This is a genomic window from Chryseobacterium sp. II3a (assembly GCF_057815135.1).
The window spans coordinates 803921-827122 of record NZ_JBYPZJ010000002.1 but is presented as its reverse complement, the minus strand read 5'-3'; the positions used below and the strand labels follow the sequence as shown (position 1 = coordinate 827122).

At 35.7% G+C, this 23202-nt stretch carries 23 protein-coding genes; 15 read left to right on the top strand and 8 right to left on the bottom strand.

Annotated elements, in window-relative coordinates; all coding sequences use genetic code 11:
* Positions 1–44 precede the first annotated feature (44 nt).
* A complete protein-coding gene (locus tag AC3HD6_RS08450) occupies positions 45–1139 on the top strand; it encodes an acyltransferase family protein (RefSeq protein ID WP_488895934.1) in 1095 nt (364 codons plus the stop codon).
* 39 nt (positions 1140–1178) lie between these two features.
* On the opposite strand, the gene AC3HD6_RS08445 is transcribed toward AC3HD6_RS08450, so the two are convergent.
* Complete coding sequence (locus AC3HD6_RS08445; RefSeq protein ID WP_488895933.1) at positions 1179–1460, bottom strand: hypothetical protein; 282 nt, start codon at positions 1458–1460, stop codon at positions 1179–1181.
* A gap of 200 nt (positions 1461–1660) precedes the next feature.
* On the opposite strand from AC3HD6_RS08445, the gene AC3HD6_RS08440 reads away from it, so the two are divergent.
* From AC3HD6_RS08440 to AC3HD6_RS08415, 6 genes are all read left to right on the top strand, one after another.
* The gene (locus tag AC3HD6_RS08440; protein WP_068941469.1) at positions 1661–2239 is read left to right on the top strand and encodes a MiaE family protein; all 579 of its coding nucleotides are present in this window, start codon (positions 1661–1663) and stop codon (positions 2237–2239) included.
* 25 nt (positions 2240–2264) lie between these two features.
* Positions 2265–2882 carry a DUF502 domain-containing protein gene (locus AC3HD6_RS08435; protein WP_089735663.1) on the top strand — a complete coding sequence of 206 codons (618 nt, stop codon included), beginning with the start codon at positions 2265–2267 and terminating at the stop codon, positions 2880–2882.
* Between the two features lie 91 nt (positions 2883–2973).
* Positions 2974–4350, top strand: a complete 1377-nt coding sequence (gene tnaA / locus AC3HD6_RS08430; RefSeq protein ID WP_488895932.1) for a tryptophanase TnaA — start codon at positions 2974–2976, stop codon at positions 4348–4350.
* A 166-nt stretch (positions 4351–4516) separates the two neighbouring features.
* Positions 4517–5677, top strand: a complete 1161-nt coding sequence (locus AC3HD6_RS08425; RefSeq protein WP_488895931.1) for an FAD-dependent monooxygenase — start codon at positions 4517–4519, stop codon at positions 5675–5677.
* Between the two features lie 4 nt (positions 5678–5681).
* Positions 5682–6839, top strand: a complete 1158-nt coding sequence (locus tag AC3HD6_RS08420) for a pyridoxal phosphate-dependent aminotransferase (protein ID WP_488895930.1) — start codon at positions 5682–5684, stop codon at positions 6837–6839.
* 162 nt (positions 6840–7001) lie between these two features.
* A complete protein-coding gene (locus tag AC3HD6_RS08415) occupies positions 7002–9443 on the top strand; it encodes a TonB-dependent receptor plug domain-containing protein (protein ID WP_488895929.1) in 2442 nt (813 codons plus the stop codon).
* Between the two features lie 172 nt (positions 9444–9615).
* On the opposite strand, the gene AC3HD6_RS08410 is transcribed toward AC3HD6_RS08415, so the two are convergent.
* Complete coding sequence (locus AC3HD6_RS08410) at positions 9616–10833, bottom strand: PQQ-dependent sugar dehydrogenase (protein ID WP_488895928.1); 1218 nt, start codon at positions 10831–10833, stop codon at positions 9616–9618.
* 105 nt (positions 10834–10938) lie between these two features.
* Here AC3HD6_RS08410 and AC3HD6_RS08405 point away from each other — a divergent pair, with 105 nt between their 5' ends.
* The 3 genes from AC3HD6_RS08405 to uvrB all read left to right on the top strand — a co-directional run bounded on the left by AC3HD6_RS08405 (position 10939) and on the right by uvrB (position 14878).
* Positions 10939–11310: a BlaI/MecI/CopY family transcriptional regulator gene (locus AC3HD6_RS08405; RefSeq protein ID WP_068941455.1), complete on the top strand. Its 372-nt coding sequence runs from the start codon at positions 10939–10941 to the stop codon at positions 11308–11310.
* Positions 11311–11312: 2 nt separating this feature from the next.
* A complete protein-coding gene (locus AC3HD6_RS08400; RefSeq protein WP_488895927.1) occupies positions 11313–12698 on the top strand; it encodes a M56 family metallopeptidase in 1386 nt (461 codons plus the stop codon).
* Positions 12699–12886: 188 nt separating this feature from the next.
* Positions 12887–14878, top strand: a complete 1992-nt coding sequence (uvrB, locus tag AC3HD6_RS08395) for an excinuclease ABC subunit UvrB (RefSeq protein ID WP_488895926.1) — start codon at positions 12887–12889, stop codon at positions 14876–14878.
* Positions 14879–14948: 70 nt separating this feature from the next.
* Here the strand turns inward: uvrB and AC3HD6_RS08390 are convergent, their stop codons facing one another.
* From AC3HD6_RS08390 to AC3HD6_RS08375, 4 genes are all read right to left on the bottom strand, one after another.
* Positions 14949–15185: a DUF3820 family protein gene (locus tag AC3HD6_RS08390; protein ID WP_488895925.1), complete on the bottom strand. Its 237-nt coding sequence runs from the start codon at positions 15183–15185 to the stop codon at positions 14949–14951.
* Positions 15186–15196: 11 nt separating this feature from the next.
* On the bottom strand, positions 15197–16273 hold the full coding sequence (locus AC3HD6_RS08385) for an AI-2E family transporter (RefSeq protein ID WP_488895924.1): 1077 nt from the start codon (positions 16271–16273) through the stop codon (positions 15197–15199).
* A gap of 16 nt (positions 16274–16289) precedes the next feature.
* Positions 16290–17027 carry a beta-carotene 15,15'-monooxygenase gene (locus AC3HD6_RS08380; RefSeq protein ID WP_068941446.1) on the bottom strand — a complete coding sequence of 246 codons (738 nt, stop codon included), beginning with the start codon at positions 17025–17027 and terminating at the stop codon, positions 16290–16292.
* Between the two features lie 73 nt (positions 17028–17100).
* Complete coding sequence (locus AC3HD6_RS08375) at positions 17101–17826, bottom strand: hypothetical protein (RefSeq protein WP_488895923.1); 726 nt, start codon at positions 17824–17826, stop codon at positions 17101–17103.
* A 44-nt stretch (positions 17827–17870) separates the two neighbouring features.
* Here AC3HD6_RS08375 and AC3HD6_RS08370 point away from each other — a divergent pair, with 44 nt between their 5' ends.
* On the top strand, positions 17871–18848 hold the full coding sequence (locus AC3HD6_RS08370; protein WP_488895922.1) for an aminodeoxychorismate synthase component I: 978 nt from the start codon (positions 17871–17873) through the stop codon (positions 18846–18848).
* Positions 18832–19458, top strand: a complete 627-nt coding sequence (locus AC3HD6_RS08365) for an aminotransferase class IV (protein ID WP_488895921.1) — start codon at positions 18832–18834, stop codon at positions 19456–19458. The genes AC3HD6_RS08370 and AC3HD6_RS08365 overlap by 17 nt, the downstream gene beginning before the upstream one ends.
* Here AC3HD6_RS08365 and menD read toward each other — a convergent pair.
* Positions 19455–21131 (bottom strand): 2-succinyl-5-enolpyruvyl-6-hydroxy-3-cyclohexene-1-carboxylic-acid synthase, encoded by a 1677-nt coding sequence (gene menD, locus AC3HD6_RS08360; protein ID WP_068941438.1) that lies wholly within the window; start codon positions 21129–21131, stop codon positions 19455–19457. The two genes, AC3HD6_RS08365 and menD, sit on opposite strands and share 4 nt — an antisense overlap.
* Before the next feature lie 84 nt (positions 21132–21215).
* Between menD and AC3HD6_RS08355 the strand changes: the two genes are divergently transcribed.
* Positions 21216–22166: an isopenicillin N synthase family dioxygenase gene (locus AC3HD6_RS08355; protein WP_488895920.1), complete on the top strand. Its 951-nt coding sequence runs from the start codon at positions 21216–21218 to the stop codon at positions 22164–22166.
* A gap of 38 nt (positions 22167–22204) precedes the next feature.
* On the opposite strand, the gene AC3HD6_RS08350 is transcribed toward AC3HD6_RS08355, so the two are convergent.
* The gene (locus AC3HD6_RS08350) at positions 22205–22477 is read right to left on the bottom strand and encodes a hypothetical protein (RefSeq protein ID WP_488895919.1); all 273 of its coding nucleotides are present in this window, start codon (positions 22475–22477) and stop codon (positions 22205–22207) included.
* 216 nt (positions 22478–22693) lie between these two features.
* Between AC3HD6_RS08350 and AC3HD6_RS08345 the strand changes: the two genes are divergently transcribed.
* Positions 22694–22858 (top strand): bacteriocin-like protein, encoded by a 165-nt coding sequence (locus AC3HD6_RS08345; protein ID WP_488895918.1) that lies wholly within the window; start codon positions 22694–22696, stop codon positions 22856–22858.
* 145 nt (positions 22859–23003) lie between these two features.
* Positions 23004–23174 carry a bacteriocin-like protein gene (locus AC3HD6_RS08340; protein WP_488895917.1) on the top strand — a complete coding sequence of 57 codons (171 nt, stop codon included), beginning with the start codon at positions 23004–23006 and terminating at the stop codon, positions 23172–23174.
* Positions 23175–23202: the final 28 nt, after the last annotated feature.

The window sequence follows — 23202 nt, the reverse complement described above, 5'->3', positions numbered from 1 at the left end:
AAATAACGGAAGTTTATTTACTTTTGATCCCACATTCAATAATAATGAACAGAGATCTCTATATTGACTTCGCCAAAGGATTGGCTACCCTATCCATTATCTTTATCCATACTGCTTTTTGGTCGGGGCAGTTCTATATTCCTGCGGAGGTAAGGGTCTTTTCACTTGTTTTTGATGTTGCCTTATTCTATGCATTAAGCGGAATCACATCAGGCACTAATATTGAGAAAACTTTTTACAGATTGCTCAAATTACAGATCACTTACATGATCTTTGTGACTTTTCTGTTCTTTTTAGATTATTTTTTTAAAGTATTTGGCCTTACCTTCTTTTCTTTGGAATGGCTTCAGAGTTTTTATTCCACATTTGGGTCTAAATACTCCACAACCAGTATTTCTACAATACCTCAATGGCAAAATCTGGGAAATTGGTATCTTCATCAATATACCAATGCTGATACTTTTCCAGTAGTAATGGGAAGCTTTTGGTATTTGAAGGTCTATTATATTCTTACTGTTTTAGGGGTATTAATTTTAAGGTTTTTTCCAAAACACATCAATTGGTTCATTGGTGTTTGTATTGGTCTCACTCTGTTATTCAATATCTTTCCGGAATATTATCCGACAGGACAGGTAGGTTATGTTGCCTTTTATATGGCAGTATTTTTAATCGGGAACAGAATGCGTGGTAACAAGATCCCTACGAAGTTTATCCCTGTTTTATATGCACTTGTAGGAATTGCTTTAGCATGGATGTTCTGGTATTATGGAAATGAAATTTTCTACAAAATCAATAAGAATAAATTTCCGCCCCAAATCCCTTATATCATTTGGGCACAGTTCTCATTGGTTACCTTATTTATTCTTTATAACAGATTAAAAATAACCAAAGATAATATCATAACTTATATTGGTAAAAATGCCATTTTCTTCTATTTTGCACAGGGAATTAGCTCATCATTGGTTTATTTCCTTGTAGTTCCTTTGAAGGAAAACATGCCTTGGTGGATTTTGATGTTAATTATTTATGGAATTAATATTATTTTAGCCTTCATTATTTCTGCAGGATTGAAAAAAGTAGATACATTAGGATGGAATATCCTTGAATTTTTAGGAAAGAAAACAGCTATTAAAGACTGATCTTCTTACTAAAACTTTCTGAAAGATCAATTCTAAGACCTAAAGCGAAAACACTCTTTTCTCTTTCTCCCGTTGATGTTTTCCCATAGAAAATCTTTGTTCACTATAAATTTGTGCAAATTTAAAAGGGAAATAAGAAAGACCTATAATAATATCATTCTTTTTAAATCCTGAATCAAGAGCATATTGCGCTGAAACTTCATCTATAGATTTTGTTTCAAGAAGATATAGATTATATCCTGCTAAAACAGAAAACTTCTGGAACTTATATTTCCCGAAAACTTCTAATCCTTTAGCATTGAAGACTGTTGTAAAAGGCAATGATCGAATGATTATCTGATTATTAGTTTCGTTACTAGACAGAAATGTAAGAAAAAATATAATAATCTAAGGGTACAAGTATTTATAAATACTGCACAAAACAAGCTCCTCATTAAACAAAACCCAACAGAATAGAAATTCTAATCCGTCAAAAGCACCGAATATGCCTAATTTGTTTTAAATTTACAAAAATTTAAAACATGTTTAAGTTGAAACTCCCAACCGATCCAAGGTGGGCAAACATTGCAGAAGGAAACATCGAAGAAATTTTAACAGACCATGCCTGGTGTGAGCAAAAAGCAGCTACCAACGCCATTGGCCTGATCACCATGCTTCCTGAATATCCGGAGATCGTTACCGAGCTTCTTGCTATTGCTCAGGAAGAACTGGATCATTTCAATCAAGTTCATGAAATCATTAAAAAGAGAGGCTATAAGTTTGGAAGAGCCAGAAAAGATGATTATGTGAATGAGCTGGCCAAATTTATTATTCAGGGAAGCAGAGAAGATCTGATTGTAGACAAAATGCTTTTTGCTGCTATGATTGAGGCCAGAAGCTGTGAAAGATTCAAGGTTCTTACTGAAAACATCAAAGATGAAGAACTTAAAGTCTTCTACAGGGAACTTATGATCTCTGAAGCCAACCATTATACAACTTTTATAGGGTTTGCCAGAGAACTTGGAGATCCTGAAAAAGTAAATGAACGATGGGAAGCATGGCTGGAATATGAGGCCAATATCATTAAATCCTATGGAAATAAAGAATCCATTCATGGTTAAAATATAAAACAGTAAAGAAATAACGTTGAAGAAACCAAGCTTTGAAAGTATTGCGAATCTATTCCTGAAAAACTTTTTTCAGGGACTAGTTATTATTGGACCAATCGGACTGACAATTTTTGTAATCTGGTATATTGTAAGTGCAATAGACAATCTTGTACCTTCACTTGCAAAGCAGATTCCTGGGCTTGTTTTCGTTTCAATCATATTACTTACTGCTATTTTAGGCTATCTGGGTAATAAATTTGTGGTAGGGAGATTCTTTTTCGATACCATGGATAGCTTACTGGAAAAAACGCCAGGAGTAAAACATATTTATACTCCTACCAAGGACGTGATGTCCTCTTTTGTGGGCGACAAGAAAAAATTCAATGATCCTGTATGGGTAAAAACCAATGAAAATCCGGAAATCTGGAGGATCGGCTTTTTAACTCAAAAAGAAATGTCGGACGTTGACAAGCATAATTACGTTGCGGTATATTTACCCCACTCCTATGCAATTTCAGGCTGGGTAATTGTTACTGAAGAAAAAAACATCAAACCTGTAGTGGGGATGACTGCTGCTTCTGCCATGAAGTTTGCGGTAAGCGGCGGTGTAGCCGGATTCCATTCTGATGAAAATATATTTAAAGCTCCGGAATAATCCTTATTCTATTTTAAATGTACATTGATGAATTTGAAAATATTTTCAAACTGATTTTTCTTTTATACACAATTTAAAAACATACCAACCCATGAATTTACCGTACGCGGAACCTTACCGCATTAAAATGGTGGAAGAAATCTACCAATCTACAAGAGCTGAAAGAGAACAATGGCTTAAAGAAGCGAATTATAACCTCTTCAACTTAAAATCTTCACATGTTTATATCGATCTTTTAACAGATTCCGGAACCGGAGCCATGTCTGACAGACAATGGGCAGCATTGATGACTGGAGATGAAAGCTATGCAGGATCCCGTTCTTTTGAACAGCTGCAAAACAATGTTGAAAAAATTACAGGATTCAAATACCTGTTACCTACCCACCAGGGAAGAGCTGCTGAAAATGTTCTTTTCTCGGTGTTGGTAAAAGAGGGAGATGTGGTTCCGGGGAACTCACATTTTGATACTACAAAAGGACATATTGAGTTCAGAAAGGCACATGCCATTGACTGTACTATTGACGAAGCATTTGATATCAATAATCTTCATCCTTTCAAAGGAAATATCAACCTTGAAAAGCTGGAAGAAGTTTATAAGAGCCACCCTAAAGAAAATATTCCTTTCTGCCTGATTACTATTACCTGTAACTCTTCCGGAGGACAGCCTGTTTCTCTTGAAAATATGAAAGCCGTAAAGGCTCTTTCCGATCAATATGGAATCCCCGTATTCTTTGATTCCGCAAGGTTTGCAGAAAATGCTTACTTCATTAAAAAAAGAGAACAAGGTCAGGAAAACAGAAGCATCAAAGAGATCTGTAAAGAAATTTTCTCTTACGGTGAAGGAATGACAATGAGTTCTAAAAAAGATGGGTTAGTCAACATTGGAGGTTTTATCGCTTTAAACAACGAAGAAATTTTCAGAAAAGCTTCTAACTTTACCATTATCTATGAAGGATTTATTACTTATGGAGGAATGGCTGGAAGAGATATGGCTGCATTAGCGGTTGGCCTTGATGAAGCTACAGAATTTGCTTATCTGGAAAGCAGAATCTCTCAGGTAGAATATCTTGGAAATAAACTGATTGAATATGGAATTCCTGTTCAGAAACCAATCGGAGGACATGCTGTTTTCATTGATTCTTTACATTTCCTTCCTAATGTTTCCCGAGAAGAATACCCGGCACAGACTTTAGGGCTTGAAATCTACAAAGAAGCAGGAATCAGAACCGTAGAAATTGGAACGTTACTGGCAGACAGAGATCCTGAAACAAGACAAAACCGTTATCCAAAACTGGAACTGGTACGTCTTGCCATCCCTAGAAGAACCTATACCAATAACCATATGGATTATATTGCAGCAGCAATAAAGAATGTATATGAAAGACGTGAAGAAATTGCTAAAGGCTATAAAATCACCTGGGAACCAGAAATATTAAGACACTTTACTGTTCAACTTGAAAAAGCATAAGCATAAAAATAAAAGCCGGAATTTATTTCCGGTTTTTTTATGCTATCTATATATTCGCTAAATATTTTGCTCAATACCGTACCTTTTGACTGCTATAGTTCTTATGCTTTTCATCTGATTTTTCAGGAATTCAGAATCAATTTAATTTATTTTTTAAAAATAATGAATGATTTTAATTTACTTTTGTATCTATAAAAAACAGACCGAAAAGTATTTAAACACCAACCTGAAAAAATCCATTATTCCGAACATGAACAAAATTGCTGTCGTGGGCGCTGGTATTTCCGGCTTAAGCATGGCGAATTATCTCGAAAAACACAAAATTGATTACCACATTTATGAAAGAAGAAATAAAGAAGATCTGGCAGGCCATGGCTTTCTTATTCCACAGGAAGGCATTAAGTACCTTACACAGATCATAGACCCTCCCCTTCTGTTCAAACATGGAGGTTTTCTGAAAAAATACATCCAGTATTCCCATACAGGAAAAAAAATTGCAGAAAAAGACCTCAGCAATGTGTTTGCTATTTCAAGACATGCCCTTATACAGCTTTTATCAGCAAATATTTCTCCTGAAAATATTTCGTACAATACAACAGTAATTCCTTCTGAGATAGAAAAAGGAAAACTAAGACATACTGACGGGACTTCTATAGATGTTGATATTGTCATTGTTTCAGACGGTTCTAAAAGCCGCATCAGAAAATATTTATTCAAGGACGAAAAGATGAGACAAGTCAGAGAAAATGAAGTGGTTAATATCATTAAAAATGAAGATATTGCTGCCTCTGTGGAAAATGACTTTATGAAGTTTCATCACGATCAGGGTGGACTTACTTTTGGAATCCTTAAGCTTTCTCATGACACAATTCTTTGGTACTCTCAGTTTGATAATGAAAAATATAAAATCAATGAGTGCTCCTCAGACAATCTTAAGACCTATATGCTTGAAGTTTTTGCCGGCTGGGATCCTTTAGTCTCTTCAATTATCCAGCAATCTAGCTATGAAAATGTTCATTTGTGGTGTGTTTATGAACTGGAAGAACTCAATCCTTTTTATAAAGATAATATTGTATTCATAGGCGATGCAGCACATCCGCTCATCCCTTTTACAAGCCAGGGAGTTACCTCAGCGTTGAAAGATTCCTATACACTAACTAAATATCTAGTTGAAAAACCCAATTTCACAGAAGCTTTTCGTAAATATGAAGCGGATAGAAAACCTGAAATAGAAACCCATATCAATAATGGCAGAATATTATTGAATCAGTTTCTTCTCCCGATTGACCAACAGACAGATCGTATTTTACCTATATCTTATAAATAAAAAAATGTTCACCAATAACGATATCAACTTTGAAGCCTTAAAAAGAAAAGCCTATAATGGTAGATGGGCTACACTGGAAGACGGAATTATCCCTTTAACCGCTGCTGACCCAGATTTCAGAACAGCTCCTGAAATAGAACAGGGAATTATTGAATATATAAAAGACGGCTACCTGAGCTACGGTCCCTTTTCCGGACTTCCTGAATTTAAGAAAAGCGTAGCTGATCATTTCAATCAGGAAAAGCATGGCCGCTTCACTGCTGAAAATATACTGGCCGTAAACAGTGCTGCACAGGGAATGTTCCTGATCGCCAAATATGTTTTAAAACCTGGAGATGAAGCCATCATTCTGGATCCTGTAGATTTTTTATTTAAGAAATCTGTTGAAACAGCTGGTGGAACAGTAAGATTATGTCCTGTAAACACCCAAACAGGGGAAATTGATTTTGAAAAATTGGTTTCTTTAATCAATACCCATACAAAACTGATCAGTATCTGTAACCCACACAATCCTCTTGGAAAAGTTTATTCTAAAGCAGTACTGAAAAAGATTTCAGAGATTGCTTCAGCTCATGATTTATGGGTTATGAGTGATGAAATCTGGAGTGATATTATCTATGACAACAGAGATTATTATACCTATTCATCTGTTTCCGAAGAGGCCAAAATAAAAAGCTTTACCGTATATGGATTTTCAAAATCATTTGGAATTGCAGGGTTGAGAATTGGAGCCGTTCTATGCAATGACCAGGAAATTCTGGAGGACTTTACAGAAAAATCAGGTTTCAACTCTACCATAGAAGGGGTCTCCACTCTATCCCAGATTGCAGGCAGTGTAGCATTGGAAAAAGCTAAACCTTGGTACAAAGAGTTTTTAAATCATTTACAACAGAATAGAGATCTGGCTTTCCAACTTCTGAGCGGATCGGGTCTTGTTACTCCTAATCTTCCCGAAGCCACTTTTGTATTATTTCCGAAGATTGAAAACGGAATGTCCAGTGACCAATTTGCACAGCATGTTCTTCAGCAAGGAAAAGTCGCTATTGTTCCTGGATCAGAAAGATGGTTCGGGAAAGGAGCTGAAGGACATATCAGAATATGTTTTTCCACTTCTCGGGAAATTCTGGAAGAGGGTCTTAAGAGAATCATTATCAGCTTTTAATATTAAAAAATTTCGTTAAATTCTATATTTTAACTATTATTTTACATTTATTTACTATAAACAATATTAAATTAAGACATTCATAACAAATAATCAATTTAATTGTTGATTTAAAAATAAATATTGATAATTTTGAGTTAACCATCACTCAAAATTATCAATATGAAGATAAAATACATAAGCATTATTTTTCTTACGGCATCTTCACTATCCTATGCCCAACAGGTAAAAGATACCTTAACAAAGGAATCCAAAATAGACGAAGTAGCCATTACCGGAAGCCGGAACAAAAAAAGAACTGTCATCAACACTCCTGTTCCCATTGATGTTATCGATATCAAACAGGTAAGCCAGTCTACAGGCCAGGTGGAGGTAAACCAACTTTTACAGTTCTCCGCACCTTCCTTTAACTCCAACAAACAATCAGGGTCGGACGGTGCTGATGCCGTAGATCCGGCAACTTTGAGGGGGCTCGGTCCGGATCAAACTCTGTTGCTCCTTAATGGAAAAAGATACCACCAGTCTTCATTGATTAACCTTTTCGGAACTAAAGGAAGAGGGAATACTGGATATGATATGAATACCATCCCTATCGGAGCCATTAAACGGGTTGAAGTGCTGCGCGATGGGGCCTCAGCTCAATATGGTTCGGATGCTATTGCTGGGGTCATTAATGTTATTTTGAATGACAGGGATAAGGGTTTTGAAGGAAATGCCTTCTATGGAATGAATCTTTTTAAAAGCCCTGGAAATAATGATGTGGTTTCTGATCATAAAGTTGATGGAAATACCTTTAATTTTAATGGGAACCTGGGAACAAAAATAGGAAACAAAGGAGGCTTTGGTAATTTCACGGCAGAGTTTATCAATAAAGATTACGCCATCAGAAATGCCAACCCGGAAATGTATAGTGCACCAAGGCAGCGCTTCGGAGACGCCAAAGCTCAAAATGTGTATTTCTTTGGAAATATTGAGCTTCCTTTAACGGATGGACTAAAGTTCTATTCCCGACAGGGCTTTTCACACAGAAATACCAAAGCTTATGCTTGGACAAGAACTCCTAAAGCCAATGGCAATATCCCTGAAATCTATCCTATGGGGTTTGATCCTATTGAAGATACCAGCATCAGTGATTTCACCTTTGATAATGGTTTAAAATTTAAGGTTGCCAACTGGGATGTAGATTTTTATAATGCTTTTGGAAATAATAGGTTTACTTATGATATCACTAATACCGTTAATGCAACTCTAGGTAGTAAATCACCGACTCAATTTTACGCTGGCGGACATTCATTGCTTCAAAACACAACAGGATTTAATGCTGTAAGACAGTTTAAGGTCCTTGAAGGATTGAATATTGCCTTCGGATCAGAATTCAGATATGAAAAATTCAATATCATTAAAGGAGAAGAGGCTTCCTATACGATGTATGATATCAATGGAAATCCTGTAACCCCAAACACTCCGGACAATTTATTGGTCACTAATCCTATTGCTGATGATCCTGAAGACAATATAAGACCAGGAGGATCACAAGGATTTCCAGGTTATTCTACAGATATTGGTAAAAGCAGAAATAATTTTGCTGCTTATGTAGATACCGAGCTTGACATTACCAAAAAATGGATGATCAGTATTGCTGGAAGATTTGAAAATTATAATGACTTTGGAAGTACATTGAATGGAAAATTTGCTACAAGATATGCTATTACTCCACAACTTGCTTTCAGGGGATCGGTCTCTACGGGCTTCAGAGCACCTTCTCTAGCACAAAAATACTACAGTCAACAGTTCACCAATTTTCAGGGTGGTAAATTGGTTACCATTCAACTTGCATCAAATGACAGTGATTTAGCCAGCAGAGTAGGTATAGAACAGTTAAAACAGGAAACTTCAGTCAACGGAAGTGCCGGCTTCACTTTTAATACAGGTAAATTTACGGCAACGGTTGATGGTTATTATATTACTGTAAAAAATAGGATTGTTCTTACTGGTAATTTCTCAAGAGATGACTTACCTACAGATGTTCAAACTGATTATCCCTATATTGACCAAGCTCAGTTTTTTTCTAACGCCATTGATACCCGGACTAAAGGTATCGATGTCATCTTAAGTTATAGTGAAAGTTTAGGCTCTGGAAAGTTAACAGCTACTTTAGCCGGCAACTATAATGATATGGAGATCACAAAAATTAATACTTCAAAACAATTGGCAGGGAAAGAAGATATTTATTTAAGCCGAAGAGAAAGAGGCTTTATTCTCGCTTCCGCTCCAAAGACAAAAATAAACCTTAACCTCAACTATAAGATCAATAAATTCAATGCAAATCTTCAGTTGGTAAGATTTGATAAGGTTACATTAATCGGGTATGATGATGCAGAACAAGTCTACAATCCAAAAGTAACAACTGATATTTCTTTTGGATATGAATTTACAAAGAACCTCAACTTTACCTTAGGGAGCAAAAATATTTTCAATAGATATCCAACTTTGCAAAGAACACATGTGAGTGATGGAAATACAGAAGGAGGTGGAATTTTTGATCCGGTACAGATGGGATTTGCAGGAAGACAGGTTTTTGCCAGACTTAATTTTAAGTTTTAAAAAGAATAGAAGCTGGAAGAGGGAAACTGAAAGCTCCTAGTTATCCTACACCACTTAAAATCAATTCCTAAAAAATTAGAATTTCACTTATCATAACTATTAGAGCTTCTCTTTTTCCACTCTTCTGCTTCATTACCAAAACGCCAGCTAAAAAATATTCAGCTGGCGTTTTTTATTTCTTCGAAATTCTATATAGTTTTCCGCTGTCTGTTACTGCATAGAGATTACCATCTATCCCATTCAACACATCACGGAAACGCTCACCCTGATCTGCAAGAAGACGTTCTTCTCCTACAACTTTCTTATCCTTCATCACAATTCTGTTGATATGTTCACCACTCAGACATCCGATAAAAAGATTTCCTTTCCATTCATCTATATTCCCGGTATAAAAAGTAACTCCACTTGGAGAAATTACAGGATCCCAATAATAAACTGGTTGTTCTGTACCGTCTTTCTGGGTAATTCCAGCACCTACTTTAGCTCCAGAATATTCTATACCATAGGTTACATCTCCCCAGCCATAATTTTTCCCCGGTTGAATAAGATTGATTTCATCACCTCCTCTTGGTCCCATTTCCACATCCCAAAGATTTCCATCTGGATCAAGAGCCAATCCCTGAGGATTACGGACTCCGTAGGCATAAATTTCAGGTTTATAACCTTGCTTCCCTATAAATGGATTTCCAGGAGAAGGCAGCCCATCCTTGGTAATTTTTATTATTTTACCTAAATAATTGTCTGTTTTCTGAGCGTAGACCCTCGTTTCCTTATCAGACCTTTCTCCTGTACTTATGAATAAGTTTTTATCTTTATCAAAAACCAAACGGCTGCCATAATGTTTATCGCCATCATAAGAAGGTTCTGCTCTGAAGATAACTTTTACTTCAGAAAGGGTTTTGAGGTCTCCTGATAACTTTCCTTTAGCAACAGAAGTCAGATTTCCTTTTCCAAATGGTTCAGAAAAACTGAAATAAATAACAGAATTAGTTTTAAAATCAGGATCCAATGCTACATCCAGCATTCCACCCTGCCCTTTGGAATCTACTTTTGGAAAACCATCTATCTTAGAAATCTGTTTTCCATCTTTTGAAACCACATTCATATATCCTCTTTTATCTGTAATGAGGAATTTTCCATCCGGCAAATTAATAATTCCCCAAGGCTTTCCAAGCTCTTTATTCAATATTTCTATACTATACGGGGTATTTGTTCTTACTGCCTTAATCCTTGTTTGCCCCTTAAATGCAGGCTGATAGTCAGAATTAGGTTTTTCAGTCTCTACACTACTATTGTTTCCGGTCTGTTGTGCATTCGCATAATTTTTTTTACACGAAGATAAAGTCAGAAAAAGACTTAGCAAAGAGATGTAAAATTGATTGATTTTCATACTATTATGATTATGTGTTTAAAAATGAATGGAAAAATAATGCCATAAAGTTTGTGTAATTAAATTTTTATTCTACATTTGTAGAACAAATTACAACATTGTAGAATGAAAGAGATTAAACTTACTGATTCTGAAAAAGTTCTTATGGATATTCTTTGGGAGAGAAAGAAAATTTTCATGAAGGACATTCTGGAAGCTTATCCGGAACCTAAACCCGCTGCCACTACCATAGCAACTTTATTGAAAAGAATGCAAAATAAAGAGCTTGTAGGCTATACATTATATGGAAATTCTCGTGAATACTATCCTATGGTAGAGAAAGGAGAATATTTCAAGGAAGAAATGACTTCTATGATTGACCGTTTTTTCAACAGCTCTGTAGCACAGTTTGCCTCATTTTTTACCTCCAATGCTAAGCTTAGCCAAAAGCAATTGAAAGAACTTCGTGATATTATTGACGATCAGATAAAAGAATAGCTATGGTACCAATTATTCTAAAAATAATTCTGTGTTCAGCACTTTTCATTGCAGTATATTATTTGTTTTTGGAAAAAGAGAAAATGTATAGATTCAATCGTGTCTATCTGTTAAGCTCCCTGCTCCTTTCATATGTAATTCCATTTATTACGTTTACAGTACAGGCTCCAAAAGCAACTCATCCACAGCTGATTATTGAAGAAGCGACACAACTTGTTACCTTGGCGCAGCCTGAACAGGAAAGCTTTAATTGGATCAATTTGATATGGGCAATCTATGCCGCTGTCACTTTTTTCATGCTGATTAAAGGTATCCTAGCCATAATAAGCATTAAAAGAGTACGAGGAGAAAAGTGTAAGTACCAAAATTACAATATTATAATTACTCAAAAGAGTCTCTCTCCATTTAGCTTTTGGAACACTATCTATATGGGAAAAGAATATGTAAAAAACGGCATTATCGATCCAAGAATATTTCTTCATGAGAAAAGCCACCTTGATCAAAAACATAGTATAGATCTCTTCATTATACACTTTGTGAAAATTTTCACGTGGTTCAACCCTGCTCTTTTCCTCTATAAAAAAGCAATTATTACCAATCATGAATTTTTAGCGGATGAGGCTGTATTGAATAATGAGTTCAACCTTAAGGAATACCAGAACCTAATCCTGGATGAGCTCATGGGCAGCCAGAATATGCCATTTACTCATTCACTTAATTTTAATAACACAAAAAAACGATTTATTATGATGAAAGCTCAAAAAACAAAATTCAGCTTATTGCGGAAGACCGTAGGGATCACGGCACTTGTAGCAGCTACAGCATTACTTTCGGAAAGAACGTATGCCAACAACTCTGTTAAGACTGAGAACAATACAGAGTTCAAACCTGCTTTTGCACCTATCAAAAATCTAAATACAGAAACAACAAAGGTTGTACAGTATTCAATGAAAAATCTTCCAGAAGATATTTTGAAGGAAGAAAGCCCTGTAGCTCCCAAAGCTTTAAAAACTGTCACTGACACAATTTCTCCGAAAAAAGACGAAGAAGGTAAGAACACAAACATTCAGGAAGACAAAAACTTTGTCAGTGCAGAATATCTGGGCAGCATGCGAGATCTTAGAGTCAAGATAGGTCAAACTATGGATTTAAGTGAACTACAACCTGTGGCAGGAGTCATAAAGGGAATGGCGTATGTTCATATAGACCAAACAGGAAAGGTAACCAACGTGACAACTTCAGGGGATAACGATATTTTCAATAAGGAATTCCTTAAAACGATGACAGCCATCAGCAACGAAACAAGCTGGAAACCTGCAATGAAAGATGGACAACCCATCGCATCAGTGTTAAAGATTCCGGCAACCATGACTTTCACAAAACCATGAGAACGAAGCGCTTTTTAAAGCGCTTTTTTTGTATATGATCCTGCCATTTTTACTCAAAAGTTATTTCCTAAAAGAACCGAAAAGCTAAATGAACATCAGCTTAAGTTTTATAATCAAAATATTCATCATCAAAACCTTATCATGCCTAATAATTTCTTTTGTACTTTTGTTCTATACATTCTTTTCTTATGGATTTTAAGCTTCAATCAGAATATAAACCCACTGGGGATCAACCCCAAGCCATTGATAAATTAACTGCAGGAATAGAGATTGGTGAAAAATACCAGACTCTTCTTGGGGTAACAGGGTCCGGTAAAACCTTTACAGTTGCTAATCTTGTTCAAAACGTTCAACGTCCTACTCTGGTTCTGGCCCATAATAAAACACTGGCAGCACAGCTTTTTATGGAGTTTAAAGAATTCTTCCCCGAAAACGCTGTAGAATACTTTGTCAGCTACTATGATTACTATCAGCCGGAGGCTTATATTGCCACAACCGGAACTTATATTGAAAAGGATCTGAGCATTAATGAAGAAGTTGAAAAATTACGTCTTTCAGCTACAGCAAGCCTTCTCTCCGGAAGAAGAGATGTGTTGATTGTGGCTTCTGTTTCGTGTATTTATGGTATCGGAAACCCAACAGAATTCCACAAGTCATTAATTTCCATTGCTATTGGAGAAAAAGTAACGAGAACAGCATTGCTCCATTCTTTAGTGAATGCTTTATATGCGAGAACATTAAATGAATTCCAAAGAGGAACATTCCGTGTAAAGGGAGATGTTATTGATGTTTTCCCTGCCTATACCGATAATGCCATCAGAATTCAATTTTTTGGAGATGAAATTGAAAAAATTCAAAGCTTCGATCCAGTGAGTGGAAATGTAGAGGATAATTTTGACCAAATTCAGATCTATCCGGCAAACCTTTTTGTAACATCAAAGGAAACACTCAACGGAGCCATCAAAGATATTCAGGACGATATGGTAAAGCAGGTAGACTTCTTCAGTTCTATCGGAAAACCTTTGGAAGCTAAACGACTTCAGGAAAGAACAGAACTGGATCTGGAAATGATCAAAGAGCTTGGATATTGTTCTGGAATTGAGAACTATTCCAGATACCTTGATGGCAGACTTCCCGGAACAAGACCTTTCTGCCTGATTGATTATTTCCCCAAGGACTTCTTAATGGTTATTGATGAAAGCCACGTAACCGTTCCACAGGTTCATGCCATGTATGGTGGAGATAGAAGCAGAAAAGAAGCATTAGTAGAATATGGGTTCAGGCTTCCTGCAGCAATGGATAACAGACCTTTAAAATTTGAAGAATTTGAAGCTATTCAGAATCAGGTTATCTATGTTTCTGCCACTCCCGCTGATTATGAGCTGGAAAAAACAGGTGGAGCTTATATAGAGCAGATCATACGCCCAACAGGGCTTCTTGATCCCATTATTGAGGTGAGACCAAGTTTAAATCAGATTGATGATTTAATGGAAGAAATTCAAAAAAGAGCTGATGCTGATGAAAGAGTTCTGGTAACGACCTTAACCAAGAAAATGGCGGAGGAATTAACAAAATACTTCACAAAATTCGGAATCAGAACAAGATATATTCACTCTGATGTAGAAACGCTGGAGCGTATTCAGATTATGCAGGATCTTCGTTTAGGGCTTTTTGATGTTTTGATTGGAGTCAACTTATTAAGAGAGGGATTGGACTTACCGGAAGTTTCATTGGTAGCAATTTTAGATGCTGATAAAGAAGGAATGCTGAGAAGCAGACGATCCATGATCCAAACAGTAGGACGTGCAGCAAGAAATATCAATGGTAAAGCGATTATGTATGCTGATAAGATCACCAAATCTATGCAGGCAACATTAGATGAAACCGAATACCGCCGAGCCAAGCAGATGAAGTATAACGAGGATAATGGTTTGGTACCAAAAGCTCTTAATAAAAAGATATCTGAAAATCTCGTAGGAAGAAGTAAAGACTTCCCGGATGAAAAATATACTCAAAAAGAAATTCTTCAAAAAGTGGCTGAAGTTAAATCTACCTATGCCAGTGAAGATGTAGAGAAAATGATCGAACAGAAGCAAAAAGAAATGGAAGCGGCGGCTAAAAATCTTGATTTTATTAAAGCAGCTAAACTTAGGGATGAAATTGCAGCACTTAAAGCTTAAAATATCTTAGACAAAATAATTTGGGCGGCTTCTTCGAAGCCGCCCAAATTATATCATAAAACAGAACTTCTTACAATCCGTTTCTTACAGAAGCTCTGATTGGTGTTAACAGGTCCATCAATCCGTTTAATTTAATTTCATAAACAGTCGACAGCTGCATTCCCAATTTACCTTTAGGCATTCCATTTTTATTGAACCATTCCAGATAGCTTATCGGAAGGTCAATCAATACTGTTCCTTCATATTTGCCAAATGGCATTTTAAAAACACAGATTTCTTTTAATATTTCCGTATTGAGTTCCTCCACTTTTTATATAATTAAATCAATTTATCTTCTATTTCACCCTGATTGGGTAATTCCAGGTCAGGAGGAGCATTTTCATCCGCGAACTCGTTTCTGTACACTTGTATCAAAAGAAGAGTAAGCGAGATCAGGATAGGCCCGAAAATAAGCCCCATAAAGCCAAACAGATTCATTCCCATAATGATTCCAAAAACGGTATTCAGAGGGTGAATATTTTCAAGTTTCTTTAAAAGCGTAAAACGAAGCAGGTTATCAGTAAGCCCTACTACCACTACACAATAAATGGCTAGTCCCAGCCCTTGTCCAGTATTCCCTTCTGCAATCATAAAGATACAGACAGGAACATACACAATAGCCGTTCCTACTACTGGAATAACAGAAGAAGCGGCTGTAAGAGCAAATAATAATACTGCTCCCGGAGCTCCAAATATAAGATATCCTATCAAAGAAACAATCCCCTGGCCAATAGCAACTACAGGAATACCAATAGCATTGGCCATAATTAACTTCCTTAGCTTTTCTCCGATCAACGAAATATTGGCTCTCTTTAGAGGTGCTGAATTCGTCAGAATTCTTTCAAACAGCCTTGGCTTTTCTAGCATAAAATACAGAATAAAGTACATGGACATTATTACTGTAAGCGTATTGAATGTTCCACTCAATGCTGAAGTAGAAAACTTACCTACAAAGCTTTTCAGTTTGTTCATATTCTCCTGGCTCAGAATATCAAAACTTGTTTTGGTTTGGATATAGGAATGTATTTTGTCTAAAAACACATTGAATTTGTCCATATAAGCCTGTGCATTCCCTAATTTATCAATTATCAGATCGGCAATGAAATAAATAGGCAGGATCAGAACGATAAGACTTGCCAACATTAATACAAAAGCTGCAAGCGAAGGTTTCCACTTCTTTTCTTCCTGAAGATAAAAATTATACTTTCTACAGACCACATAAATGGTAATCGCTCCTAAAACCGATGGAATAAACAATGCAAGATTAAAGCAGATCAAACCTGCCAGCACCAAAATAATGGCGAGCAAAGAAATCTGCTTTATGGCAACACTGCTTATTTGATTGTCTTTATTCATCAATTGTTATTTATTTTTATTGTTTTGTATACGTGATTTGTCTTGGCTTTCCTGCAAAAGCACAATATGCAGAATACATTACAACCATAATGAATGGTGCCGTCAAAATAAACCCGATTCCACATAAAATAATCCCTGCCATTGAGATTAAAAGCCCAAGGAAACTTACTCCTAAAAGTGTTCCGTAATTCTCTTTTGCAATATTGAATGACTTACTTAAAGCATCAATAGCTGATGAGTTTTCAAATAATAAGATAGGATATCCTAGCAATAGAAACGGATAAATAAAAATAAACGGAAGAAAGCAAAGCGTCAGCGCAACAGAAGAAATAATCCCAGAAATGAAACTGTAGATCAATATATTAACAAAGTTCTGGCGGTATCCGATGAAGAGATCAGAAAACTCAATTGGATTTTTGGTATTGAATTTATTCACCATATAGATCAAACCTACATACAGCGGAGTTAATAACAATAAAAAAAGACTGGAAAAAGTCATATACATTGAGAATCCAGGAGTTTCCCAATATCTAAAATTTCCATAATCACCTGAGGTTCTCATTTCTTCCATGATCGCTGCAGAATTGAAACCGGTAAGACTTTGGATAATAATTCCTCCAACGATATAAATTATCATGGCAACAATAGCGTACCCAAAAACCCCTTTATACATTTCAAAGGCATGAGAAATGATTGATCCCGTTTCCCTGTTGGGAACAGAACCTTGCTGATCAAATTCGTTAAATTCAGACATAGTTTAAATATTTTAATGATTTTACCAAATTTAACTTTTTTTGATAAAAAAACATATTAAACCTGATTGAATTTTAGCCTTTCTCTGAAAATATTGTTTTATATAAAGAATAAATCATAGCATTCCAGAAAGGAAAAGTAAAAAGACCACCAATTAAAAACAAACTGAATCCCAGACATTTAAACAAAACCGCAACAAATACACACACCATGATTTCTACAAAATACATTTTAAGAGCTTTAAAATTTAAAGAAATCGCCTCAAATATCCTTTTATTGGTGAAGAACATTAATGGAGCTACAAATACGGTCACTGCTACCCATACAATTGCTAGAAGAATCGTAGGCATAGTAAACCTGTAGATCATAAACCAAAACAGATAGTACCCAACGTATTTAAAAAAATTTATTCCATTATAGCCTACGAATAAATCTCCCAATTCAATCTTTTCGTTCAGATCCAGTTTTCTGAAGATCTGAAACATTCCTAGATTCAGAGGATACAGAAACGCTGTTGTTGCCCAGATGGAGAGTATAAACATCTGATAATTTTCCGTTGCACTTAGTTGGGCTATCTTTTCCATATAAGCTTTTGTCCCCTCTTTTAAGGCATCTGTTAATACCTGATTCTGCTCCCATATTCCATATCTTTCTCCAAAGAAGAACAAAGAGGTAAGAAAGATTCCAAAAAATATCATTGAAAACATCAACTGAAAAACCAGTGTTTTATTCCAATAGAAAAAAGCCTGCTTCAATATAAAATCTATTCCTGGTTTCTGAGGATATTTACTCTGCATCATAAAAATTTTATGCAAAAGTAAACATCAATAAGTATTTTTGCCGAATGTTTTCAGTGAATCATCAAAAATTTATGGAAATGGATGAACTTTCCCTTCAGAAAGTTCCCTATTTCTTTGTTATCGACTTTCTTTCAGAGAATGTTGAAATCTATCAGGAAAACGAAATTGAAAAATCAGGCTTACTCATTGATTTTCAACTATTTTCAAACACAAAAAAAGAACACAAGCTTGATAAAAAAGTAGAATGGAAATTCTTTTCGGAAACCCTGGAAAGCTTTAAAATAGGATTTGATAAGGTTCAAAAAAATATTCGTCTCGGAAATTCTTACCTGGTAAATTATACCCGAAAAACTGAAATTGAGACCAATTTAAGTTTAGAAGAAATTTTTTATCACTCAGAAGCCAAGTACAAGGTTTTTTATAAAGATTTTTTTGTATTTTTTTCTCCTGAAACTTTTGTAAAGATTATTGACGGAAAAATTCTGACTTATCCTATGAAAGGTACTATTGATGCCTCCATAGAAAATGCAGCCGAAATTCTGAAGAATGATCCTAAGGAAAAAGCTGAGCATTACACAGTCGTGGACCTACTCCGCAATGACCTGAGCATGGTAGCAGATAATGTACGTGTAGACCAGTTTCAGCATATCGACTTCCTCAAAACCCGGCAAAAGGACTTATATGCCATGAGTTCTGAAATTTCAGGAGCATTAAAACCTGAATTTGACGGAAAAGTTGGAAGTATTATGCAAAAATTGCTCCCTGCAGGTTCTATTTTAGGAGCTCCAAAACCTAAAACTTTGGAAATAATTCTGGAGGCTGAAGGCTATAACCGAGGATACTACACGGGAGTGTGCGGCTGGTTTGATGGAAAAAATGTTGACAGCTGTGTAATGATACGTTTTATTGAAAAAGAAGGCGATAAGCTTTATTTCAAAAGCGGAGGCGGTATAACGCACATGAGTAAATTAGAAGACGAATATCAGGAAATGAAAAATAAAATCTATGTCCCAATTCATTGAAAGCATTAAGGTAGAAGATAAGGAGGTTTTTCTATTAGATCTCCATCAAAAACGTGTCAATCAAACATTCTCTCACTTTGGAAAAGAGGGATCTATTGATCTGGCCAAAATCTATAAAAACCTGCAGCATGATGAAGATGGACTTTTCAAGTTAAGAATCTCTTATGACCTTGACAAGAGAATTAGAACCCAGATGATTCCGTATGCAATTCCTGAGATTCAGGATTTCCAGCTGGTAGAAAATAACAGTTTTGACTATTCTTTTAAGTTTGAAGACCGTAAGGAATTAGATAAAATGAAGATGAAATCCAAAGCTGAGGAAATCATCATTGTTAAAAATAATCATATCACCGATACGTCTTTTTCTAATCTCTTATTTTTAAAGGGTAAAGACTGGTTTACTCCCAACTCTTTTCTTTTGAATGGGGTACAAAGACAACATCTTTTAAAACATAAAAAAATAAAAGAGGCTGAAATTACTTTACAGAATATAAAGCAGTTCAGCCACTTTCAACTCATCAACGCTTTAAACGATTTTGATGATATGTTTATCTACCCTATTGACAGAATTATGAATCTACCGGGAAGTGAAGAATATTTAGATCTTTAGCTTTCTTTCATAAAGTTAAAGTAAGCTTTCTGAACATCAGCACTGTTTTTCCCATAGGTGTTTACTTCCAGAATTTTTGGTTGTGCATCCGGCTTGAAGAAATTCTCCAACACCCTGTCCAGCGTCAATTCATCTTCCACTTTGATGTAAGAGAATCCAAAATGTTTCGCCAGATGTTCCGCATTTTTACGGTGTTTGGTGGCAATAAACTCATCCAGGGTATTAGGATTGGCATTGCCTGGTCCAGGAATGATTTTAAAGATATTCCCTTCTCCGTTGTTGAAGATCATAATTCTTACAAATGGCGGAATATACTGGTTCCAAAGACCATTGATGTCATAAAAAAAGCTTAGATCTCCGGTAATCAATAAAGTAGGATTGGCATTTTTGATTGCAAATCCCATTGCTGTAGACGTTGAACCATCAATTCCGCTGGTTCCTCTGTTACAGTACATTTTTCTTTTCCCAAAATCAAACAACTGTGCATACCTGATTCCTGAAGAGTTACTGAAATGGATATTATAGTTTTCAGGAACGGTTTGTGCTGCCTTATTGAAAAAATAAAAATCCGAGAACTCAACTGTATTTAAAAACTGTTGGTGCTTCGCATCTTTTTTATCTCTCAAAACATCCCAAAGGTTGAAATAAGGTCTTGGTTCCAAATTAATAAACTTTAATAATTTAGAAAAGAACACCTCCGGCTTTACCTCTATTTTCTCTGTTAATGAGAAATAAGTATCAGGCTGCCAAACTTCATCCAGATGCCAGTGCTGTTTTGGTCTTGCACTTCTCAGAAACTGTTTCACTTTTTTGGAAACCACATTCTGTCCTACCGTAATTAATAAATCTGGCGCATAGGTTTTATAGTCTTCTTCTGTAAAATTGAAGATATAACGGTCTATATGTCTGAAAAACTTCTCATGGTAAAGGTTAGAGTTCGCTTCACTCAATACTACTACAGAATGATTTTTAACCAATTGCGTCAACTGATTTTCCAATTCCGGACTATAATCTCTTGTCCCTACCAACAGCATAATTCTCTGAGAGGTATGCCAATCTGCAATCAGGTTGGATGGGATCTCATAGTCTTTATGCTTGATCGTTTTTTCAACGGTAGGGAAAGTAGGAAGTTCTGAAACCAACTCATACAGTGGCTCTTCCAAAGGAATATTAATATGTACTGGGCCCTGCTTTTCAAAGCAAAGTTCAATTGCCTTTTTAATGATATCAAAATTTATATCTTCTGCATTCTCAACACTGTCTTCCAGCAACTGGAAGTCTCCATAAGAGTGCTGATGAAAAACATCCTTCTGCCTGATGGTCTGTCCATCAAAAATATCAACAAAATCTGTTGGCCTGTCGGCAGTTAGCACCAAAAGTGGAATATTCTGATAAAAAGCTTCTGTAACTGCAGGATAATAATTGACAACTGCAGACCCGCTGGTACAAGTGATAGCTACAGGTTTTTTCTCACTTTTAGCCATTCCCATTGCTACAAAAGCGGCACTTCTCTCGTCTACAATGCTGTAGCAGTTGAAACTGTCTATTTCTGAAAAATGAATCGCCAAAGGAGCATTTCTCGATCCCGGGGAAATGACAACGTCTGCAATTCCGTACTGCTGAAGAAGATGTGCAAGTATTTGGATACTTCTCTTAGAAGAATATTTTTTCATACAGCAAATTTAACTTATAAATAATGATTTTAAAATCATTTAATTTAAAAAAAATGTAATTTTGCTATTCGTAAATTTCTAAAAATGGATAAAATACCTAGTGTAGACCTGCGTGATTTCCTTTCGGGTAACCCGGAACGCAAACAGAAATTTGTAAATGAAATCGGAAAAGCTTATGAAGAAATTGGTTTTGTTGCCTTAAAAGGCCACTTTCTTGATGACAACCTTGTAGAAGATTTATATGGAGAGGTAAAAAATTTTTTTGACCAGCCAGTGGAAACGAAACAGAAGTATGAGATTCCAGGAATTGGCGGCCAAAGAGGGTATGTAGGATTCGGTAAAGAAACTGCAAAAGGTTTCAAAAAAGGAGACTTAAAAGAGTTTTGGCACTTTGGACAATACTTGTCTGATGATTCAAAATACAAAACAGAGTATCCAGACAATGTCATCGTTGATGAACTTCCAAAATTCAACGAAGTAGGTAAAGAGGCATTCCAGATGCTTGAAAAAACAGGACAGTATGTTTTAAGAGCATTAGCTTTACACCTTGGTTTAGATGAGTTTTATTTTGACGATAAAATTGCTGAAGGAAACTCAATCCTAAGACCTATTCACTATCCGCCAATCACTGAAGAACCGGATGATGCGGTAAGAGCAGCTGCTCACGGAGACATTAACCTTATCACTCTTCTAATGGGAGCACAAGGAAAAGGTCTTCAGGTTCAGAACCACAACGGAGAATGGATCGATGCGATCGCAGAACCAGATGAATTGATGATTAATGTTGGAGATATGTTATCAAGACATACCAACAATAAATTGAAATCTACGATTCACAGAGTGGTAAACCCGCCGAGAGAATTATGGAGTACTTCAAGATATTCAATTCCTTTCTTTATGCACCCTATCAGTGGTATGTCATTAAATGCTCTTGACAATTGTGTAGACGAAAACAATCCAAAGTTATACGAAGACACTACAGCAGGAGAGTTCTTGCACGAGAGATTAATCGAATTGGGATTGATTAAAAAATAAAAAAGAAAGCCAGTAAATTTAAATTTACTGGCTTTTATTTATCCTGTTATACAGTAAAACTCTGGACATGGAGTAGATTGTGTAAAAGTTCCCCATGGACAAATGCAGGTATAAGTATCTCCACCTCCACCAGTTCCACCACCACCTCCAGGGTCACCTACATAAGGTACACATTTTCCTCCAGAGCAGATATATCCAGGTGCACAACCACCTGTCCCAGGTGCTTCACCGTCAAAACAATATGCAGGACCTATATCTCCCGCAATCATTTTCTTTTGTTCATCTCTTGATAGCTTTTTGAAATTTTTCATATTTTTTGGGTATTTAGTTTTTCCTACTCTATAAGCTTTTCGGATATCGCTTTTCTAAAATTAATTTTTATTTCATTAATAATCAAATATTTGCATACAAAATTACATGATAAAGATTTTTTTGAATAAATTTTCATTTTTCTCACCTTATAACTTATATAATTGAAAATATTTTATATAATTTTGTTATACTATCAAATTTTTAATTAAAACAATATGAAAAATCTAAAAAAACTAAGAAAAGACCAATTGAAAGGTATTTCTGGCGGAGCTAATTTCCCAGGTGTTGAATACTGTTTGTATGCTTGTAATGGCACCGTCATTTGTGCCGCTTGCAGCGATGACTTTCAATGCCCTGTTACGGGAGGGGAAATAATGTAAGGACAGCCTTCAAAATGTAATCATACCGTTTCTTCTGAAACGGTATTCTATTTTCCACTATCAAGCATTAAAACGAAATAAAAAACTCATTAACAGCTACTTGAAATTATTTTCATATCTTTATTTAATACCAAAATCAAACAATATGAAAAACTTAAAAAAATTAAGCAAAGGTAAGCTGAAAGTAATCTCTGGAGGGATAAGTTATCCTTTTCCCGGCGACTGTTTCTATGTGTGCAGTGATGGAATTCAGTATAAAGCACTATGCAGAATGGAATTCATTTGCCCTGACGGCGAACAGCCTATTATTTACTAAAATAACAAAAATGCTCCGGTTGGAGCAT

Bases quoted from the DNA above. Each gene is read 5' to 3' on its own strand.
- AC3HD6_RS08450 (WP_488895934.1), top strand. From the start codon at position 45: ATGAACAGAGATCTCTATATTGACTTCGCCAAAGGATTGGCTACCCTA.
- AC3HD6_RS08440 (WP_068941469.1), top strand. From the start codon at position 1,661: ATGTTTAAGTTGAAACTCCCAACCGATCCAAGGTGGGCAAACATTGCA.
- tnaA (WP_488895932.1), top strand. From the start codon at position 2,974: ATGAATTTACCGTACGCGGAACCTTACCGCATTAAAATGGTGGAAGAA.
- AC3HD6_RS08425 (WP_488895931.1), top strand. From the start codon at position 4,517: ATGATTTTAATTTACTTTTGTATCTATAAAAAACAGACCGAAAAGTAT.
- AC3HD6_RS08420 (WP_488895930.1), top strand. From the start codon at position 5,682: ATGTTCACCAATAACGATATCAACTTTGAAGCCTTAAAAAGAAAAGCC.
- AC3HD6_RS08415 (WP_488895929.1), top strand. From the start codon at position 7,002: ATGAAGATAAAATACATAAGCATTATTTTTCTTACGGCATCTTCACTA.
- AC3HD6_RS08410 (WP_488895928.1), bottom strand. From the start codon at position 10,833: ATGAAAATCAATCAATTTTACATCTCTTTGCTAAGTCTTTTTCTGACT.
- AC3HD6_RS08405 (WP_068941455.1), top strand. From the start codon at position 10,939: ATGAAAGAGATTAAACTTACTGATTCTGAAAAAGTTCTTATGGATATT.
- AC3HD6_RS08400 (WP_488895927.1), top strand. From the start codon at position 11,313: ATGGTACCAATTATTCTAAAAATAATTCTGTGTTCAGCACTTTTCATT.
- uvrB (WP_488895926.1), top strand. From the start codon at position 12,887: ATGGATTTTAAGCTTCAATCAGAATATAAACCCACTGGGGATCAACCC.
- AC3HD6_RS08385 (WP_488895924.1), bottom strand. From the start codon at position 16,273: ATGAATAAAGACAATCAAATAAGCAGTGTTGCCATAAAGCAGATTTCT.
- AC3HD6_RS08380 (WP_068941446.1), bottom strand. From the start codon at position 17,027: ATGTCTGAATTTAACGAATTTGATCAGCAAGGTTCTGTTCCCAACAGG.
- AC3HD6_RS08375 (WP_488895923.1), bottom strand. From the start codon at position 17,826: ATGATGCAGAGTAAATATCCTCAGAAACCAGGAATAGATTTTATATTG.
- AC3HD6_RS08370 (WP_488895922.1), top strand. From the start codon at position 17,871: ATGTTTTCAGTGAATCATCAAAAATTTATGGAAATGGATGAACTTTCC.
- AC3HD6_RS08365 (WP_488895921.1), top strand. From the start codon at position 18,832: ATGTCCCAATTCATTGAAAGCATTAAGGTAGAAGATAAGGAGGTTTTT.
- menD (WP_068941438.1), bottom strand. From the start codon at position 21,131: ATGAAAAAATATTCTTCTAAGAGAAGTATCCAAATACTTGCACATCTT.
- AC3HD6_RS08355 (WP_488895920.1), top strand. From the start codon at position 21,216: ATGGATAAAATACCTAGTGTAGACCTGCGTGATTTCCTTTCGGGTAAC.
- AC3HD6_RS08350 (WP_488895919.1), bottom strand. From the start codon at position 22,477: ATGAAAAATTTCAAAAAGCTATCAAGAGATGAACAAAAGAAAATGATT.
- AC3HD6_RS08345 (WP_488895918.1), top strand. From the start codon at position 22,694: ATGAAAAATCTAAAAAAACTAAGAAAAGACCAATTGAAAGGTATTTCT.
- AC3HD6_RS08340 (WP_488895917.1), top strand. From the start codon at position 23,004: ATGAAAAACTTAAAAAAATTAAGCAAAGGTAAGCTGAAAGTAATCTCT.